General features: G+C 39.7%; 1 protein-coding gene. It reads right to left on the reverse strand.

Going from position 1 to position 252, the window contains the following annotated elements:
• On the reverse strand, nucleotides 1-252 hold a 252-nt coding region (locus KVS71_RS17955), incomplete at both ends, for a serine hydrolase domain-containing protein (RefSeq protein ID WP_217585214.1).

Here is a 252-nt window from a genome sequence, read left to right on the forward strand (position 1 = left end):
GTAAAATAATGCTGTTCAATAGCCTGGAGTAAGGCCAAGCCAACAACTGTTTTGCTGACGGAACCAACGGGCTGTATGGTATGTTTGGTAAAAGGCTTCTTCTCCTCTTTATTGCCGAACCCATAACCCTTCGAGAAAATAACAGCATCTGCTTTTACAATTCCCGCTGCAAATCCGACAAATGGGAAATCACGTTGAACCTTTTTAAGATCTTTATCAATTTTTTTCAATGATGATTGCGTAAATCCAGAT

The sequence above is a fragment of the Microbacterium sp. GbtcB4 genome (assembly GCF_019091465.1).
Taxonomy (GTDB): domain Bacteria; phylum Actinomycetota; class Actinomycetes; order Actinomycetales; family Microbacteriaceae; genus Microbacterium; species Microbacterium paraoxydans.